The 18,061-nt window shown below is 62.2% G+C and carries 13 protein-coding genes and 1 pseudogene; 5 read left to right on the forward strand and 9 right to left on the reverse strand.

Features of this window, described 5'->3' with window-relative positions; genetic code table 11:
• Positions 1–312: 312 nt before the first annotated feature.
• Positions 313–828, forward strand: coding sequence for a universal stress protein (locus J2T21_RS01285; protein ID WP_113763401.1), 516 nt, complete (start codon positions 313–315; stop codon positions 826–828).
• A 193-nt stretch (positions 829–1,021) separates the two neighbouring features.
• Here the strand turns inward: J2T21_RS01285 and J2T21_RS20785 are convergent, their stop codons facing one another.
• The 6 genes from J2T21_RS20785 to J2T21_RS01310 form a co-directional block, all read right to left on the reverse strand.
• Positions 1,022–1,627, reverse strand: coding sequence for an HAD-IC family P-type ATPase (locus tag J2T21_RS20785; protein WP_373457868.1), 606 nt, complete (start codon positions 1,625–1,627; stop codon positions 1,022–1,024).
• Between the two features lie 36 nt (positions 1,628–1,663).
• Positions 1,664–2,101, reverse strand: coding sequence for an HAD family hydrolase (locus J2T21_RS20790; RefSeq protein ID WP_373457869.1), 438 nt, complete (start codon positions 2,099–2,101; stop codon positions 1,664–1,666).
• A 41-nt stretch (positions 2,102–2,142) separates the two neighbouring features.
• Positions 2,143–2,532, reverse strand: coding sequence for a P-type ATPase (locus J2T21_RS01295; protein WP_307577658.1), 390 nt, complete (start codon positions 2,530–2,532; stop codon positions 2,143–2,145).
• A gap of 406 nt (positions 2,533–2,938) precedes the next feature.
• Positions 2,939–3,415: a universal stress protein gene (locus tag J2T21_RS01300; RefSeq protein WP_307577660.1), complete on the reverse strand. Its 477-nt coding sequence runs from the start codon at positions 3,413–3,415 to the stop codon at positions 2,939–2,941.
• Positions 3,416–3,421: 6 nt separating this feature from the next.
• Entirely contained in the window at positions 3,422–4,063 is a 642-nt protein-coding gene (locus tag J2T21_RS01305) for an NADPH-dependent F420 reductase (RefSeq protein ID WP_307577662.1), read from the reverse strand.
• Positions 4,064–4,074: 11 nt separating this feature from the next.
• Positions 4,075–5,145 (reverse strand): zinc-dependent alcohol dehydrogenase family protein, encoded by a 1,071-nt coding sequence (locus J2T21_RS01310; protein WP_307577664.1) that lies wholly within the window; start codon positions 5,143–5,145, stop codon positions 4,075–4,077.
• 596 nt (positions 5,146–5,741) lie between these two features.
• Between J2T21_RS01310 and J2T21_RS01315 the strand changes: the two genes are divergently transcribed.
• On the forward strand, positions 5,742–7,424 hold the full coding sequence (locus J2T21_RS01315) for a GAF domain-containing sensor histidine kinase (RefSeq protein WP_307577666.1): 1,683 nt from the start codon (positions 5,742–5,744) through the stop codon (positions 7,422–7,424).
• Positions 7,425–7,470: 46 nt separating this feature from the next.
• Here the strand turns inward: J2T21_RS01315 and J2T21_RS01320 are convergent, their stop codons facing one another.
• Entirely contained in the window at positions 7,471–9,117 is a 1,647-nt protein-coding gene (locus tag J2T21_RS01320) for an ABC1 kinase family protein (protein WP_307577668.1), read from the reverse strand.
• 337 nt (positions 9,118–9,454) lie between these two features.
• On the opposite strand from J2T21_RS01320, the gene ligD reads away from it, so the two are divergent.
• Positions 9,455–10,324 carry a non-homologous end-joining DNA ligase gene (gene ligD, locus J2T21_RS01325; protein WP_307577670.1) on the forward strand — a complete coding sequence of 290 codons (870 nt, stop codon included), beginning with the start codon at positions 9,455–9,457 and terminating at the stop codon, positions 10,322–10,324.
• A 109-nt stretch (positions 10,325–10,433) separates the two neighbouring features.
• On the opposite strand, the pseudogene J2T21_RS20795 reads toward ligD, so the two are convergent.
• Positions 10,434–12,870: pseudogene (locus J2T21_RS20795) on the reverse strand (phosphoketolase family protein).
• 311 nt (positions 12,871–13,181) lie between these two features.
• On the opposite strand from J2T21_RS20795, the gene J2T21_RS01340 reads away from it, so the two are divergent.
• Together J2T21_RS01340 and mgtA are read left to right on the forward strand one after the other, a co-directional pair.
• Positions 13,182–13,643 (forward strand): universal stress protein, encoded by a 462-nt coding sequence (locus J2T21_RS01340; RefSeq protein WP_286166822.1) that lies wholly within the window; start codon positions 13,182–13,184, stop codon positions 13,641–13,643.
• A 32-nt stretch (positions 13,644–13,675) separates the two neighbouring features.
• Positions 13,676–16,354: a magnesium-translocating P-type ATPase gene (gene mgtA, locus J2T21_RS01345; RefSeq protein ID WP_307577674.1), complete on the forward strand. Its 2,679-nt coding sequence runs from the start codon at positions 13,676–13,678 to the stop codon at positions 16,352–16,354.
• Here mgtA and J2T21_RS01350 read toward each other — a convergent pair.
• A complete protein-coding gene (locus J2T21_RS01350) occupies positions 16,351–17,499 on the reverse strand; it encodes an acetate/propionate family kinase (RefSeq protein ID WP_307577676.1) in 1,149 nt (382 codons plus the stop codon). The two genes, mgtA and J2T21_RS01350, sit on opposite strands and share 4 nt — an antisense overlap.
• Positions 17,500–18,061: the final 562 nt, after the last annotated feature.

Raw genomic sequence — 18,061 nt, forward strand, 5'->3', positions numbered from 1 at the left:
TCCGGCCCTGCAAGTTCGACATCGGTGTGATCCCGATGATCAGGTCAATCCGGTTGGCGGGGGACGGCGCGGCGCATCTTCGCTGCCATTTGGGCCCTTGACCGGAAACACGGCGGGATCTGGTGGCCGGTGGTCTCGCCGAGACGCCCGGATGCCCGAGGACCTTGTGCCCCATGCACCGCCATGGCAGGATGTCCAGCATTGGAACCGGGCAATCGCCGGATCGCATGGCTTCTCCCGCGGTCTGCGGTGCCCCGGCAGTCGCCCTTGTGGCGAAGACCGGCCAAAGACAATCGAGGAATGGTGGTTTCGATGGACGAGACAACGGCAGGTGGAAACTTGCCCATCTTGGTTGGTGTGGATGGTTCGCCCGAATCGGTATTGGCCCTGCGCTGGGCGAAGAAGCTGGCGGGCCGGTTGGGAGTGGGCATCAAGGCCGTATCGGTGTGGCATCTCGACATGTTCTTCGGCCCTTTTTCCATCTCCGCACACGATGGCGAGACAATCATGCGGGAGGTCCTGAAAGATGCCCTGGCGGAAGCCTTCGGCGATGATCCACCCGAAGGTCTCGTTGAGGAATGCCGCACGGGCCGTCCCTCGGAGATCCTGCTGGAGGAGAGCGAATCCGCGCAAATGCTCATAGTCGGTTCACGGGGCCATGGAGGGTTCGCCGGCCTCCTGCTCGGATCGGTCAGCTCGTCGTGTGCGGCGCATGCATCATGTCCGGTGCTTGTGGTTCGCCCGGCGGCGAAGGCCCTTGAATCCCCGGGAGAAGACAACACTGATGCAGCGAAGAGATCGAGCGGCGAACCGGCGGACGGATCCTGAGCCGTCGGTCGGGCCCTTGGAGGAGCAGCAGTCGTCCGGGAGACGGACCCGAGCGAAGCGTTGCCTTGCGCCGGCCAGGGGCTTGCCCCGCTCGAACGCATGCTGGCGGATTCCCTGCGTGCAGCGGATCCTGCACCGGATCTCGGGCAATGCTTCGGACCCCGGATCATGCCCTTGCTCCGTCCGGGAACAACTAACTTGATTCCGGCATGTTCAGCGCGGTGGCCGCTCGAGGGGCTGCCGGTTGGCCGCCGATGGCTCGTTCATTGAACGTCAAGGCCCTGAGCGCGTTGGGACTGGTTGCCCGATCGACCGATTCCCGGCTCAGGGCGCCGACCACGGCGGGGACCTGACCCACCGCGGCAAGCACCATCAACACCAAGCTCAGACCGATGCCGATCCAGATGCTTTGCACCGCGATGCGGACCGTGTCCCTGCCGATGCGGACGGCATCGGCCACCTTGGACAGGTCATCGACCATGATCACCACATCGGCGGACTCGCTGGCGGCAGCGGATCCCCGGGCGCCCATGGCCACGCCCACGTCGGCCACCGCCAGGACGGGCGCGTCGTTGATGCCGTCTCCGACCATCATGACCGGCCGGGGTTCCAAGGACCGAACCACGGTGACCTTCTGCTCCGGACGGCAGCCGGCGAGGACTTCGGGCATGCCCGCCAATGCCGCGATGTGTTTTGCCGTTGCCTGGGCATCGCCCGTCACCATCAGGGTCCGGCGGACGTCCAGGCCGGACAGCCTGGCCAGCATCGGCACGACGTTTCCCCGCAGCGGGTCGCTCATGATCGGTGCCCCGGCATAGACGTTGTCGCACCCGACTTACACGGCAAGCTCGCCGCTTGCCAGCGGTTCTTCGCCAATGGCGCCGGCGCTCGTCTCGACAAGTTCCCGCTTTCCCACGAGTACCCGGTGCCCGCGAACGCTGGCGGCAACGCCGTCGGTGGCGTGTTCGACCGCGTCGTCGGGGGCGGATATCTCCAGGGCGTGGTTTCGGGCTGATTCGACCACCGAGGCCGCGAGGACGTGGGAGGAGTGGAGCTCCGCCGCTGCCGCCAACGCAAGCAGCTCCGACTCGCCCGCGCGCGTGCCCGCTCCGCCCGCCAACCTGACCTCCACGAGCGTGGGCCGGCCATGCGTCAACGTCCCGGTCTTGTCAAAGACGGCCGTCCGGATCCTTGCCAGCTGTTCGTGGGTTCCCCCGTGCTTGACGATGATCCCGTTCCTGGCCGCCCTGCTCATGCCGCCGAGTGATGCCACGGGGGCCGCGATAGGCAACGGGCAAGGGGTGGCAACGACCATCACCTCGGCAAAGCGCAGCGCCTCGCCGCTGGACAACCAGGCGGCACCCCCCCAATCGCCAGGGCAAGCAGCGTAAAGGGAATGGCATGGCGGTCTGCGAGGCGCACGACGGGGGCACGGCTTTCGGCAGAGTCCCGGACCAAGGCGATGATCCGGCTGTACTGGGAATCGGCCGCAGCAGCGATCGCCCTCATTCGCACGGCTGCGGCACCATTGACCGAACCGCTCAGGACCTCATCGCCCTTGGCCGCTTCGACCGGGAGGCTTTCACCGGCGATCGCAGACTCGTCGGAGGACCCTCCCGCGGAGAGCAGCCTCCCGTCGACCGGCACCACTTCTGCCGGGCGGATGAGCAGCACGTCCCCGGGCCTGGCCTCCGTGACGGACACGTCTTCGAGGAGCCCCCTTCTTCCCCGTGGGCGGTTTGTGGTACGCGGCTCAACAGCGCACCCGGTTCCGCCTTTGCCCTGCCTGAGGCATGGGTTTCCGGCTCCGACCCGCTGTAAAGCATCAACACGACGATCAAGGCCGCGAGGTATTCACCCACGGCGATGGTGCTGGCGATGGCCGTGACGGCAAGAAAGTCCACGCCCCAGCGGCCGTGGGACATCTCGCGGATCATTTCCGCACCCCGTTGTACGGCGGCGGCCGCGGCAAAGACGCCGGCCAGCAATTGCGCGTTGCCTCCGTGGCCGAACAGCAGGAGCAGGAGCACGAGGCACCCCCACCAGAAGGGTGGCCGTGATCATGAGGTGTTGGCGAATGGACCGCATCGGACCGTTCCGTGTTTGCCGGTTATGACCGGTTGAATCCGTCCTGATCCGGGTCATTGACGACGACCACCGGACAATGGGCATAGGCGGTGCATGCGGAAGCCACGGATCCGATCGGCAAGCCGTTGAATCCTCCGCGGCCGCGCCGGCCCACTACGAGCATTCGCGCATTGGCGATCTCCTCGATCAGGACCGCTGCCGGATGCCCGTACCTGATTCTGACGGTCAGTCCGGGTGGTCGGTTCGGGCCAAACGCGCGCTTGATGGTGTCATTCACCAGATGCGATGCTTCCCTTTCGACCAGATCCGGGTCTGGGAACCGGCCACCGGGAAACTGCGAGGCAAAGAGGAAATCCTGGCGGCTCCAGCAACTAATGACCTGCAGGTTCAGTTTCAAGGCCGCCGCAACCGCTGCTGCGGTCTGCAAGACCAACCTGGAGCATCCGGAGCCGTCGATTCCTACGACGATGCGGTCCGGCCTTTCCGACGGTGCTTTCATGTCTTCCTAAGGAAGGAGCTTCAGGGACGTATCCCAATTGAAGTTGTCCTGGTCGGGGCTGACCTGCAGGCCCATGACCAGCAACATCATGGCCTCCAGCTCGCGGGCCCGGCGCAACGGCCCGACGTCAATCGGGCGCAGCCCCGAGGCCGCCACGACGGCGCTGACCTCGACCTTGGCCTGCTCGGAGTCGCCCGCGATGAAGACATCCAGCAGCAACCCGGCCACGGACCCCGCCTCCAGGGGCTTGGCCAGGCAGGTGTTGAACGCCTTGACAACATGGGCTTCCGGGCTGGCATGCACGGCGATCTCTTCGGCCGCGGACGTTCCGCTCGGGACCAGCAGCTTGTCAAAGGTTGCCAGGTCCACGGGATTGCTGATGTCTACGACGACTTTTCCGGCCAGGGCGTCGCCATAGACGAGCATGGCGTCCTTTCCTTCGTTGTAGGGCACTGCGAGGAACACGATACCTCCGTCGATGGGCGCGCCCTCGGCGCCGCCCCGGGCGCCGGCGCCGAGGAACTCCACCAGATCCCTGGTCTTTTCGCCGTTGCGGCCAAGGATTTGCACGGAGCGCCTGGCTTGGAGCATTCGGACGGCGATGGACCGGGCCATGTGCCCGTTGCCGATGATGGTGACCTGTTCCATGATTCTGCCTTTCAGGATTGTGAGTTGACGCGATTGATGATGACTTTCAGCGCCTTGGTCTCGGCAGCCCGGGAGAAGGTGTCGTAGGCGCCAATGATCTGATCGAACGTGAACGTGTGGGTGGCGAACTTTGCGGCCGGGATCTTGTGCTGCGCCACGAGCTTCAGCAGCATCGGGGTGGTATTGGTGTTGACCAGTCCCATGGTGATGCTGATGTTCTGGATCCACAGCTCCTGCAAGGCCAGTTCAACGCTGGTGCCGTGGACCCCGACATTGGCAATTCGGCCGCCCGGACGGACAAGCCCCGCCGCCATGGTGAAGGTTTCCGGCAGCCCAACGGCCTCGACGGACACATCCACCCCTGCGCCATCGGTGAGGGCCATGACCTGCTTGCGCCAATCCACAGCGGTGGAGTCAACGGTATCCGTCGCCCCGAATTCCCGGGCCTGCTCGAGTCTGTTGGCATCCCGGTCGATGGCCACGACGGTCCCGGCTCCGCAGAGCCCGGCGGTGGCGATGGCGGCAAGCCCAACCGGTCCGGCGCCGACGACTGCGACCACATCCCCGGGCTTGACCCCGCCGGCGAGGATCCCGATTTCGAAGCCCGTGGGCAAGATGTCCGAGAGCATGACTCCCTCGACATTGCTGACGCTTTCGGGCAGCTTGTACAGCGAGTTGTCTGCGTAGGGCACCCGGACGAATTCGGCTTGGGTGCCATCGATGAGGTGGCCAAAAACCCAGCCGATGCCGGATTGTCCCTCCTGGCCGAGGCAATGGGAGTACAGCCCGATACGGCAATTGGGGCAGTGTCCGCACGACTTGATGCAGGAGATCAGGACCCGGTCGCCCGCGGTCAGGTCGTGAACGCCCGGCCCCGTCTCCATCACGGTTCCAACGCCTTCGTGACCCAAGATCCGTCCGGGCAGGGCAGCCGGAACGTCACCCTTGAGAATGTGGAGGTCGGTTCCGCAGATCGTTGTGGTATCCACCCTGACGATTGCGTCGCCGGCATGGAGGATTTGCGGGTCTGGAGCATCCGACCAGGACTTGTCACCCGGACCATGGTAGATCAATGCCTTCATGATGGATCCTTGGGAGCTAGGGATAGGCGGCAGGGAAGACCGCCCTGGTACCGGTGAAATTGACGCTACGTGGGGCCGGTCACGCGGGCAAGGGTCTTAGGGCCCGTACCGTTTCCAAATACGCGCAAGCTGGATCGGGATCGGCGAATGCCATCGACCGTTTGGTTCAGGGATCCGATGCAGGTTGTTCGCAAAAGGAATTCCAAGTTCGATCCAGGCATGGTGTAGCCGTGCCCAGCGAAGTGAGGTCGCTGGTGTGGGAAATGGCCCCCAGGGGGTTGGAAAGCGATTGTGGCTGCCTTCAACCAACGTTCCTGTTGTTCGCGCACCGTCCCCTGACCCGAGGCAGCCCGGGACGCTCCGTGCTGTCACGCAAGAATCCGATTCGAATCCATGCAGGGTTGGGCATGATCGGCCAGTGGGTCTTCGCTGCTTCACAGCGTGGGGAGCCAAGGGCGCCGCCGGGGTCGGTGGATGACCTTGTGGCAACTCGCGCAGGCATGGTGGCTACGCCCCTTGGGGCGTATCGTGGGCCAAGGGGTCGGCAAACGGATCATGTCACGGTTTCAGTAGCCAACATTCGATGGAGGCGACCAATGGAAGAATCGGTTTCGCGTGCCCAGCATCCGGACGCGAGACTCCAGGGACTGCTCTCGGCAGTGCTGTCCATTGCGGAAGAACTGAGCCTCGAAGCAGTGCTTCGGCGGGTGGTTCAGTCCGCTTGCCAGCTGTTGGACGCCCAGTACGGCGCGCTTGGAGTCCTTGGAGACGGTAAGGAATTGAGCCACTTCATTACCGAAGGCATCGACGCGGAACTGGGGCGCCTCATCGGGCCGTTGCCCACCGGTCATGGCGTTCTCGGGCTCTTGATCCGTGATCCACGGCCAATCAGGCTCCCCGATCTGCATGAGCACCCCGCATCATACGGGTTTCCGAAGCACCATCCACCAATGCGTACGTTTCTGGGCGTCCCAATCCGGATCCATGACGAGGTGTTCGGGAACCTGTACCTGACCGAAAAGAGGGATGGAAAACTTTTTACGGCTGAAGACGAGGAGCTGGCAGTGGCCCTTGCCGGTGCAGCCGGGTTTGCCATCGAGAACGCGAAACTATTTGATGAAGCCCAATTGCGAACCCGATGGCTGGAAGCCGGTAGAAAAGTTGCCGTCCACATGATGGGCGCGGCAACGAAGAACATCGGGTCGGGCCCGGAGTTCGTGGCGCAAGCGGCCCTTGAAGCTTCGGAATCGGCCATGGTCCTGATCTGCAGCCCATCGGACAACGGAGAAGAATTTGAGGTAGTCGCAAAATCGGCGGGGTTGTTGCCCGGGGTGAGTCGGCTCCCGCTGAAACTGGATCCGGGGGCTGTTCGAAGTGTTCTGGCTTCGGGCCAGCCCGTGGCCTTTGAAAAAGCATCTGGCTTGCTTGGACCGGACTTCTCCTCGGCAGATGGTCCTGCCCTCTTGGCTCGTCTTGGTACCAAGAGCGCTGCCCAGGGATTGTTGGTGCTCCTCCGGGGGAACGGCGGTGCGTTGTTCTCGACGGTGGTTATCGAAATGGTCGCCGTTTTTTGTGCTCAGTCGGCGTTGTCACTGGAATTGGCCAAGGCCCACCAGCTCCGTGAACAGCTGATCTTGTATACGGACAGAGACCGAATCGCCCAAGATCTTCACGACGTCGTCATCCAACGCCTGTTTGCCGCAGGACTGAACGTACAGAGTCTGGGTCGTTTCGTCATCGACCCACAGGGACTTTCGCGCATCCGGACAATCACCGATGAACTGGACGCAACGATCAAAGAACTGCGGGAAACCATTTATTCGCTGAGGGTCTCCACTGGTGAGAGGGAACTGCTGAGCAGCCGAATCCTGAATGCCGTGCGGGAAGTCTCCAAGTCCCTTTCGTTTACGCCGAGCATCGTGTTGTCCGGGCCCCTTGACTCACAGGTCTCGCCGAATGTTGCGCAGAACCTCCTCGCGGTGGTCACCGAGGGCGTCAGCAATGCCGTCAGGCATTCTCAGGGGGACGAAATCGTCGTCGCCGTGGCCATAAACGAAGCCAGATTGAACGTCACGGTGAGCGATAACGGCCGCGGAATTGGCAATCCGGCCGGACGGAGCGGATTGGAAAACCTCGAAACCCGGGCCCTGAAGCTTAACGGCGTATTTCAGGTGGAAGGCGATGCAGTCCAGGGCACGCGATTGTTTTGGTCTGTTCCATTGTCCCGCGATGGCACTGCTCGGGTTCGAGTGACCTTTCCCGAAGATTACATCGTGTAGCGGGCAGAAGGCCATCCCAATCTTGATTGAGAGGCGCAGCGCATCACTACGGCCCGGGGCGTCGCGCCTTCGGTCTGGAGGTCCACGCCAGGTAACCGCCCATGGCCCCCATGGCGCCGAGACCGCCGGCAAGCAACCAGTTTTGCCACGAATTCAATCGATCACGGTCAGCAGTTGTTAGATCCCCGATTCCGCGGATGAACGCTGCGAGAATCATGCCTGCCACGAGCCGATTTCCGATGCGTTCCGCCCGGGCAAGCAACGGCAGGAGGTCGTCGGAACGGAGTCGCACCTCGGGGCCGTCGTCGAGGTTTCGAAGCACGCGCTCCAGGAGTTCGGGCAGGTCGGCGCCGAGGTCCGCAGCATCCAATCCCCACTGCTTGAGCATGCCAGGTAGTCTGCGCGGATTGAGCCGTTCGAGGGCCAGCCTGCCCGCATAGGGCTTGAGCACCTCACCGAGATTGAACTCGGGATTGAGCCGAACGCCCATGCCTTCGGTCATCAGGATCATCTTTGCCAGCATCGCCATTTCGCTGGGCAATTGAAGCCGGTGGGTGCGCAGGATGGCGAGGAGCTCGGTGACGAGGGACGAGAGCTGGACTTCGCCAAGAAGCTTGCCCTGATATTGCCGCATGAAGTGTCCGATGTCCTGCACGAGTCGTTCCCGGTTTGTGGTGTTCGTGTTGATCGAGAGCTGAATCAGGCAGCGGGAAATCCGGTCGGCGTCGTTCCTGCTGAACGCAAGGAGTAGCTTGCCGAGTTGGTCTCGGAGACGCTCGCTCAGCTCGCCAACCATTCCAAAATCGATCAACCCAATACACCCGGTGGATTCAACGAACAGATTTCCGGGGTGTGGGTCTGCGTGGAAGAACCCATCATCGAAGATCATTTGCGCGATTGCTCGTGTGGCCTGCTCGGCCAATTGGTCCCGTGCGGCCACGGGCATGGCGCGGATCTTTGCATCATCGATCTTCAGTCCGTGGATCCTTTCGATCGTCAGGACCCGGGACGTCGTGGTTTCCCAGAAGACCTTTGGAATGTGGATACTTGCGTCTCCGGCAAAGTTGTTGGCAAATCTTTCTGCGTTCTGGCCTTCCTTGAGGTAGTCCAACTCGGCCCGAAGCGTTGCCGCAAAGGCAGCCGCTATCGACTCCACGTTGTAGTCCGCCACGGCGCTCCAATTGCGGCTTGCCTGGTGGGCCAGGTTTTGCAGGATCTCCAGGTCTTCCTGCACCTGTGAGACAACGCCGGGCCGCCGAACCTTGACGACCACAGCGGTGCCGTTGTGCAGGGTCGCGGCATGGGCTTGGCCGATGGACGCGCTGGCCAAGGGAGCATCACTGAAGTCGGCAAACACTTCCTCGGGAGATGCGCCCAATTCCTGTGTGATCAAGGAACGAATGATGTTTGACGGAACGGGAAGTGTACCGTCTTGGAGCCTGGAAAGCGCCGCAAGGTAGTTTGGCGGAAGTAGATCCGGCCGCGTGGAAAGCACTTGCCCAAGTTTGATGAAGGCGGGCCCCAGCTCTTCCAAGGCCAGAACCAGGCGATCCGGATTACTCAACGGTCCGGACGCGCGTGGTATCGAACGCAACTGCAGCCGTTCCAGTCCTAGAACGTTCACCAACGATTCGAAACCATGCCTGACGAGGATTTCCGCAACTTCAGCATAGCGTTCAAAGTGCGAGGTCACGGTTCACTCCTGGGCTTGGATGCTTCGGCCGGACGGAGGAAGCAACCGAGGACGGGAACCCCAGAACAGACCAGTAACATGATCGACAGCGTAGCCCTGATGGTGGCCCAGGGCATAGGGCGGCGGCGGGGCCGGACAAGCTATTCGGCTCGTGATAGCTCTGGACATCTGTCGATCCCGGCATCAGAATCGAGAGTCAATGATCGCAGAGGAAAGGTGATCCTCGAATGAACGACGGTGCCGGGCTCGAGACCGTGGTTGGCCAGGGACCCGGATGCGGACGGCCTCCAAGCCAAGCTGTCGGTAACCCGAACCGTTGTGGAACCCGGGGCTCACCATGAGCGCGCAGGAATTGCATGTGGACGGTGGAGCTGTCCGTTTCACGCACCCCGGGAAGGTTCTCTATCCGGAAACCGGTACCACCAAGCTGGATGTGGCCATGTACTACATGCAAGTAGCCCCGGTAATGATCCCATGGGCCAGGGACCGGCCCGCAACCCGTAAACGATGGATTGACGGAGTGGGAACCGGCACAGATCCCGGCAAGAGCTTCTTCCAGAAGAATCTTGATGCCTCCACGCCCGAGTGGGTACTGCGCCAAAGAATGCAGCACAAGGATCATGTGAATATCTATCCGATGGTCAACGATGCCCGGACATTGGTTTGGCTTGCCCAGACTGCGACCCTCGAGATCCACGCGCCGCAATGGCGATTTTCCCCGGATGGCACTCCGCAGCACCCCGACCGCATGGTGCTGGATCTGGACCCGGGAGAAGGTGCAGGCTTGCCCGAGTGCGCCGCCGTGGCCCTCCTTGTCAAGGAATCGCTTGCCCAAATGGGCGTCGTCTCCCTCCCTGTCACCAGCGGACGCAAGGGCTTGCACGTGTATGCCGAGCTTGACGGAAAGAGGACGTCGGACGAGGTCGCACGCCTGGCACATGAACTGGCCATGTCCTTGGAAAGTGAATATCCGGAGATGGTGGTCAGCCGCATGGACAAGGAATTGCGTCGGGGAAAGGTGCTGGTCGACTGGAGCCAAAACTGGCCGGGAAAGACGACGGTTGTTCCATACTCCTTGCGAGGCTCGGCGCTCCCGACCGTGGCTGCACCGCGGCGTTGGGAGGAGATCGACGCGGTGGATCTGGCCCAGCTGGACTATCGTGAGGTGCTGGCACGGATCGAAGCAGGAATCGTGCCGGGACTATGAGCCGGCCGCAGATGCTTCCCGCCCGGGGGCGAACCCTTCGGCGGTAGCGGGAATCTGTCTTGAACGCCGCAGGACCAGGACAGTGATGGTCCTTTACCTGCGAGGGGTTTCAGCCCCGAGGCGGGGACCAGACCCAGTCGCGGATTTCGGGCATGTCTTCCAAATGCCGGCGAATGTAGGCTTCGTGTTTCACGAGCATGGCCCGGCAGTGCTCCACCAATTCGAGGGCGCCATCGAACTGGCCGTCGACCCGGTTCAACGCCTCGAGGGCAAGGTGGTAGCGGCTCATGCGGTTGAGGACCACCATGTCGAACGGCGTCGTCGTAGTTCCTTGTTCGTTGTAGCCGCGGACGTGGAAACGGCCCGGATTCGAGCGTCCGTGCAGCAGTTGGTGTATGGCTCGGGCGTACCCATGCCATGCCACGACAACATCGCGCTCAGCGGTGAACAGGCCTTCGAAACCGGCGTCGGTGAGCCCATGGGGATGGACGGCATGGGGCGGAAGCACGAACACATCCATCACATTGACCACCCGGACCCGCAGCCCGGGTACATAGCGCTGCAACAACCATGCCGCGGCGAGCGTCTCCTCGGTAGGGACATCGCCGGCGCAGGCAAGGACGATGTCCGGCTCGGCCTGCGGCAACTGCCCGTCGGCAGCCGTGACGGATGATTCGGTGCCGGTCCTTGTGCTCCGGCCGCTGATCGTGTTTCCGGGCGAATCCTCGTTGCCCGCCCACCGCCAGATCGAGGCACCGGCTGCGGCGTGTCGGCGGGCCTCCTCCAGATCGAGGTATTGGGGGTGGGGTTGCTTGTCCACGACGACCAGGTTCAGGTGGCCATTGCTGCGTAGGACGTGTTCGGCCGTGGCCAACAAGGTGTTGGAGTCCGGGGGAAGATAGACCCGGACCACCGAGCCGGACAGGGACAGCACGGTGTCGATCAGGCCCGGTCCCTGGTGGCTGAAGCCATTGTGGTCGTTGCGCCAACACGTCGATGTGAGCAGGATGTTCAGGCTGGGCACGGGGTGCCGCCAGGGTAGTTCACGGGCGTGCTGGAGCCATTTGGCGTGTTGGACGGTCATGGAGGCGCTCACCATGGCAAACGCTTCATAGGTGGCAAAGAATCCATACCGTCCGGTGAGGACGTAGCCTTCGAGCCAGCCCTGACAGAGGTGCTCCGAAAGGACCTCCATGACGCGGCCGTTCCGGGACAAATGGTCATCGCCGTCCAACGACGGAGTCATCAGGCACCTGTCGGTGACCTCGAAGACGGCACCAAGTCGATTGCTGTTGGTTTCATCCGGGCTGAACAGCCTGAACCGGGGATCCTGGGCCGTATCGGCATAGATGTCGCGAAACATCTCACCCAACGGCCTGGTGGTTTCGTGTTTGGTGGAACCCGGAGCACCCACCTTGAGGGCATAGTCTTCCAGCGGCCGCAGCGGCAGCGGGGCCGACGAACCGCCGTTGGCCCAGTGATTGGCGCCCATGCGCAAGTGCCCCTGGGGGGGCGAGTGCCGCAAGTTCCGGAACCAGCCGTCCGTCCTCATCAAAGAGCGTTTCCGGTTTGTAGGAGCGCAACCAGGATTCCAGCTGAGCCAAGTGGGCGGGATTCTCCCGGACCGAGCCCAACGGAACCTGGTGGGCACGGAACGTGCCCTCGATCGGGACTCCATCCACGAAGGCCGGGCCCGACCAGCCCTTTGGGGTGCGCATGACGATGGCAGGCCACGGGGCAGGCCCTGTGTTTCCATGACTGCGGGCCCGCTCCTGGATCTGGATGATCCGGGTGTGGGAGTCGGCGAGGGCCCGGGCAAGGCTCGTATGTACAAGGGCAGGGTCGTCACCGGTGACCATGACCGGTTCCCAGCCGTGAGCGCGCAACAGCGCCATGACCTGGCTGTCGGAACGCCGGCCCAGGATCGTGGGACCGGAAATCTTGTGACCGTTGAGGTGCAGAATCGGCAGGACGGCCCCATCCCGGTCAGGGTTCAGGAACGAAGGAGCCTTCCATGCTCCTTCCAATGGGCCCGTTTCGGCTTCCCCGTCGCCGACCACGCAGGCGACTATGAGGTCGGGGTTGTCCATTGCGGCACCGGTTGCATGTGCCAGCGAGTAGCCCAACTCCCCGCCTTCGTGGATGGAACCGGGTGTGGCCGGCCCTACATGGCTGGGGATGCCGCCCGGAGTGGAAAACTGACGGACCAGCCGTTGCAGCCCCGGAAGATCCCGGCCGACCTCGGGGTAGATCTCGGAATAGGTTCCTTCCAGATACAGGTTGGCTACCACTGCGGGTCCGCCGTGTCCGGGACCGGTCATGAACAGGACCTGGGCGCCGGTCATGCGGATGAGCCGATTGAGATTCACATAGATCATGGACAATCCGGGACTCGTTCCCCAATGCCCCAGCAGTCGCGGCTTGATGTGTCCAGCGGCCAATGGAACGCGCAGCAACGCATTGTCCTGGAGGTAGATCTGGGCAACGGTCAGGTAATTTGCCGCATTCCAGTACCGGTTCAGGAGGTCGAGCTCTCCTGCATCCATGGCCGGGACCGGAGCCTGCACTGCCGGGGGATCGACGGGATTGAACCGATTCTTCAAGGACTGCTCCAAGTGGCCGTTGCCTGATCCGGATTCACCCGACCGGTGCTTCGAATCGAGTGGCGGATGCTGCGGTGCTTCCACTGTTGCACGGATCCGGTAGGACGGTTAGGGACGTTGTACCCTGTTCGGCAGCGTCGCACAGGGCCAATGATTGATATCCGGGGACGGAGGGTCTCGGCGGTGGCCCCTGGCTCATGACATGTCGTTTGCCCCGTGCCGCGTTGACGACGAACGGTAGAACGATGGAAGACATGGCCAGCATTGATCGTGCACACATCCTGGTGGGAGTAGATGGATCTGCCGGTTCCGTGGAAGCCCTCAAATGGGCAGCCAAGCTGGCTCCTTCCCTCGGGGCGGTAGTCGTTGCCGTCAACGTGTGGCATTTTGAAAACGCCTGGGGTGCCTATGCATCCCCGACCTGGAATCCGGAGACAGACGCGCAACAGGTGATGGACGATTCCCTGGCCGAGGCCTTCGGAAACAATATGCCTGAGGGCCTGTTTGCGCAGTGCTGCCAGGGCATGCCCGCGCGCATCCTGATTGAGCGAAGCGCTTCAGCCTGCATGCTGGTCGTCGGTTCGCGCGGTCATGGAGGATTCGCCGGCTTGTTGCTCGGATCCGTCAGCTCGGCGTGTGCGGAGCATGCAAAGTGTCCGGTGCTCGTGGTCCATTCACCGTCGCAACCACCAACGGAAGAATCGATCGGAACATGAAGCCGGCGGGGGTCCAAGTAGCCGGACTGGGAATGGCGGCGAGCCCGGCACTTTCGATCCAAGACGCCGCCCGCCGGCCAACGGAACGTGTCCTGCTTGACCTGGACACGACCAAGGTGGGGCTGGGCGAGCCGGAAGCGGCACGACGGCTAGCCGTGGTGGGCCCCAACGCATTGCGAACCCATAAGGCACAGCCTGGGGCTGTGCTGTGGAGGCAACTGCGTAGTCCGATCCTCAGGCTCCTATTGGCCACTGCCGGTTTATCCGTCTTTCTGGGGGACATCACCAACTCGGTGGTTATTGCCGTGATCTTGGCGGTCAGTATCGGATTGGGTTTCAGCAGCGAATTCCGGGCTGAACGAGCAGCGGAGGCACTTCACAAACGCGTGACCCACACCGTTGTGGCCCTGCGGGATGGCAAGGAGCGCCAACTCGACGTTGTGAGGTTGGTTCCCGGCGATGTCGTCCGGCTATTCTTGGGCGCTATCGTGCCTGCCGATATCAGGCTCTTGGTTTGTGACGAGATGTCGTGCGACGAAAGCATCCTCACGGGGGAATCACTGCCGGTTCGAAAGGATCCTGCCCCCGTTGGCGGTGAGGTTTCCGTTGGGGACATGAGTTCGTGCGCCTTCATGGGAACCGTCATCCAATTCGGCAGTTGCACCGGCGTGGTTGTGGCCACGGGCGGCCGCGCCGAGTTTGGCCAAATCGCCTTGGGTTTGGGGGAAGGACAGCCGCAAACCGAATTCCAGCAAGGCCTCAAGCGTTTCTCGTACCTTCTTCTGCAGGTGGCGGTCGTCCTGACTACGCTCATCTTCATCGCGAACCTGCTACTTGGCCGTCCGTTCATCGAGTCATTGCTGTTCTCCCTGGCGATTGCGGTGGGCATAACGCCCCAGCTGTTGCCCGCAGTGGTAAGCACCTGCCTAGCCACCGGGACCAGGATGTTGGCCAGACGGAATGTCCTGGTCAAACGTCTGGTCTGCATCGAAGACCTGGGAGACATGGACGTGCTGGTCACCGACAAGACCGGGACCCTGACCGAGGGTCGCATCGGCTTCTCGAAGGCACTGCCGGTGCTTCCGGACCTCTCCGTTGCGGAACTGTTCCTCCTGGGACTGGTCTCCACGGAAATGGACTTTTCCGGTGCAGTGGTCTCCACGGAAGGACACAATCCCTTGGACACCGCGTTATGGAATGCTCCGGCAGCCCGTGAATTTGTGCCGGGCAGCTGGAAGCGGGTGGACATTGTTCCCTTTGACCACCAACGCAGGATGTCCAGTGTTCTGGTGTCGGACCCGGCCGGGAACCAACGCATCATCAGCAAGGGTGCCCCGGAAGATCTCATGCGCTTGTGTGTCGACGTCCCTCCCGATGCGCATTCCCGACTTGATGAACTATACGATCAGGGCGCGAGAGTGGTCGCTGTGGCTACCCGTGCCACCGTCAACCTGCCCGGACTTGGAATCGCCGACGAACGGGGATTGCGCCTGGCCGGATTCCTTACCTTCCAGGACAACCCGAAGCCGAATGCCAAGGAGTCGCTCGTGGAGCTGGCAGCGTTGGGCATCACGGTGAAGATCGCCACGGGGGACAACGCCAGGGTGGCCGAGAAGGTGTGTCGGGAGCTGGGCCTGGTATTGGGCGGAACCCTGACCGGAATCCAGATGGACGCGATGACGGATGAGCATTTGATCGTTGCTGCCCGGGACGCAAACATCTTTGCCAGGGTTTCCCCCGAACAGAAGGCAAGACTTATCAGGCTTCTGCGGCAAGACGGAAGCGCCGTCGGATTCCTGGGGGACGGCGTCAACGACGCCCTCGGACTTCACAAGGCAGACGTAGGAATCTCTGTTGACAGCGCTACGGACGTTGCGAAGGACGCGGCCGACATTGTCCTGATGGACAAGGACCTGGGCGTTCTGGCCGAAGGAGTCCGAGACGGACGGAGGATCTTTGCCAACACCATGAAATATGTGTTGATGGGAACCTCAAGCAATTTCGGGAACATGTTCAGTGCGGCTACAGCCTCCGTTGTCTTGAGTTTCCTGCCCATGCTGCCGGGGCAAATCCTGCTCAACAACCTGCTCTATGACACCGGACAGCTTGCCATCCCCGGGGACAACGTGGACAAGGAACAGATGTTCGCACCCTCGCATTGGGACATCTCCCTTATTCGGCGCTTCATGCTCCTGTTCGGACCGATCAGTTCGCTCTTTGATTTTGCGACCTTCAGCCTGATGATCTTCGCAGTCCATGCGGCTCAAGGCGAGTTTCGGGCCGGTTGGTTCATTGAATCCATCGCGACGCAAACTCTGATCATTTTTGCGATCAGGACCCGCCGTGTGCCGTTCCTTCGCAGCCGACCCTCGATGGGACTGCTTGGGTCCGCCTTGGGAGTGGTCGCGCTGGGCATTTTTATCCCCTTGTCACCGGTGGCTGGCCTGCTGGGTTTTGATCCGTTGCCTGCCCCGTTCTTCCTGTCGCTGCTTGGGCTGACGGTGGTGTACCTCGTCTTGGTCGAAATTGCCAAGAGCTGGTTCTTTTCAAGATCGGAGCGCAGGGCACCGACAAGCCGCAAACGCGAAGGGCCCCACCATGTGCATCGGCGCGCTTCTCGGTTCAGCGTTGCCGGGCCCCTGGGGCCGGGAGGTGCGCGTGTGGCCAGCAAGCAAGTTGTCCGGTCCAGCGCGGACCACCGGGCGACCTAGGGAATCGGCAACAGCGAGGCAGCGGCTGCTGCAATGACGGATGCTTCATCGGTGGGAACAACGAGAACCGGGAACGAAGAACATGCGGAGCTAATCAACCGCGTCCCCGTGGCACCTCCCTCGTTGGCGGAGCCGTCCGGCACGATTCCCAGCGGGGCCAGCTTGCCAAGAACCAACGAACGAAAAGGGGCCGAATTTTCCCCGATGCCACCGGTAAAGACCAGCACCTTGGCTCCGCCGACAGCCACATGGTAGCCGCCAATGTATTTCGCGAGTCGGTAGGCGGCGATCTCCATGGCGAGGACGGCCCTGGCCTGGCCGGCTTGGGCCGCTTCCTCGACCGATCGCATGTCACTGGTGCCGCAAAGGGCCCGCAGGCCGGACTTCCGGTTGAGAAGTTCCTCGATCGCATCGGCGTCGAGTCCCCGGCGTTGCAGGAACAAGATCACCGAGGGATCGAGGTCCCCGCACCGGGTTCCCATGACCAGGCCGTCCACGGGAGTGAAGCCCATGGACGTATCGATGCTCCGTCCTCCGCGAATGGCGGTTACGGAGGCGCCATTGCCCAAATGGGCGACGATGCCGTCGAGTGCTTCGGAAGGGATCCCGAGGAAGCTGGACGCTTGGTCGGTTACAAAGGCAAGGGAGATACCGTGAAAGCCATAGCGTCGGATCCCGTGGTCGAGGTAGAGGTCGTCCGGGATGGCAAAGCGCCAGGCAGATTCGGGCAGGGTCCGGTGGAACGCAGTGTCGAAGACGGCAACCTGAGGGATTCCGGGCCAGATGGTGGCAGCAGCACGGATTCCGGCAACGTCCTGGGGTATGTGCAACGGCGCCAAATGAGTCAGCTGTTCCAGTGCACCGATGACCTCGTCGGTAAGCACGGTGGGTTCCGTGAAGAGTTCGCCTCCATGGACCACCCGATGTCCGATCACATCGATTTTCTGCCCAGACAAGACCCGAATCACCTGCTGGTTGACTTGGCTGAGGGTCTGCCCATACTCGCTCGGAGCTTCGACCCCGGCAAGCCTCTCGACCTGGCCGGCGACCAGCACCGTGGACCGGTTCGCGGTGCTCGGTTCTTGTAACCGGTGCAGCTGGAACTTGATTGACGATGAGCCGGAATTCAGCACCAATATGAGCACGTTGTTGTCCTCCTATGACGAGGTCTCGCGACCCCAGGTGGTAATCGCAGGAGGGTCGTCTTACCCTTATCCAGATTTTCATTTTCGGCGATACCTCGATCATGGCACCGATCGGAATCGGCCGCCAGCATGGAGCCGGACACGATTCCCAAGACGAAGGCAGCGCGAACCGCGCTGCCTTCCAGAAACCCAGGGCGATGTTGCTGCCGAGCTCGTTCGGAAGCGTATACGCGTTGTTCCTGTTGTCGGGATAGAGGAAACCCAGGCCGGGCTTTCCAGGATTCTGCATGCCAAAGGACCGGATGGTGGGGATCCTGTGGCCCAACGATGACAATGTGCTGGCTCAACCGACGGTGTGCCGCCGCAATCGATGGAGCCCAGGTGCAAGCTGAAGTGGTTGATCCTGTTACCGGTGCCAAAGGTTGGAGGATCCGGTCCGCACCCTGGGGTGGTGCCCGCGCGTCCTGATTCACGCAGTGGCATACGCGTGGAAGGTATGTCGTTCGATGGTTCCAAGGGTTTTTGGCGCTGCGGAATCATCGTGTGCAGGCCTAGGCGTGGG

This window comes from Paeniglutamicibacter psychrophenolicus (assembly GCF_030812255.1).
Taxonomy (GTDB): Bacteria; Actinomycetota; Actinomycetes; order Actinomycetales; family Micrococcaceae; genus Paeniglutamicibacter; species Paeniglutamicibacter psychrophenolicus_A.

Bases quoted from the DNA above. Each gene is read 5' to 3' on its own strand.
- J2T21_RS01285 (WP_113763401.1), top strand. From the start codon at position 313: ATGGACGAGACAACGGCAGGTGGAAACTTGCCCATCTTGGTTGGTGTG.
- J2T21_RS20785 (WP_373457868.1), bottom strand. From the start codon at position 1,627: ATGAGCGACCCGCTGCGGGGAAACGTCGTGCCGATGCTGGCCAGGCTG.
- J2T21_RS01300 (WP_307577660.1), bottom strand. From the start codon at position 3,415: ATGAAAGCACCGTCGGAAAGGCCGGACCGCATCGTCGTAGGAATCGAC.
- J2T21_RS01305 (WP_307577662.1), bottom strand. From the start codon at position 4,063: ATGGAACAGGTCACCATCATCGGCAACGGGCACATGGCCCGGTCCATC.
- J2T21_RS01310 (WP_307577664.1), bottom strand. From the start codon at position 5,145: ATGAAGGCATTGATCTACCATGGTCCGGGTGACAAGTCCTGGTCGGAT.
- J2T21_RS01315 (WP_307577666.1), top strand. From the start codon at position 5,742: ATGGAAGAATCGGTTTCGCGTGCCCAGCATCCGGACGCGAGACTCCAG.
- ligD (WP_307577670.1), top strand. From the start codon at position 9,455: ATGAGCGCGCAGGAATTGCATGTGGACGGTGGAGCTGTCCGTTTCACG.
- J2T21_RS01340 (WP_286166822.1), top strand. From the start codon at position 13,182: ATGGCCAGCATTGATCGTGCACACATCCTGGTGGGAGTAGATGGATCT.
- mgtA (WP_307577674.1), top strand. From the start codon at position 13,676: ATGGCGGCGAGCCCGGCACTTTCGATCCAAGACGCCGCCCGCCGGCCA.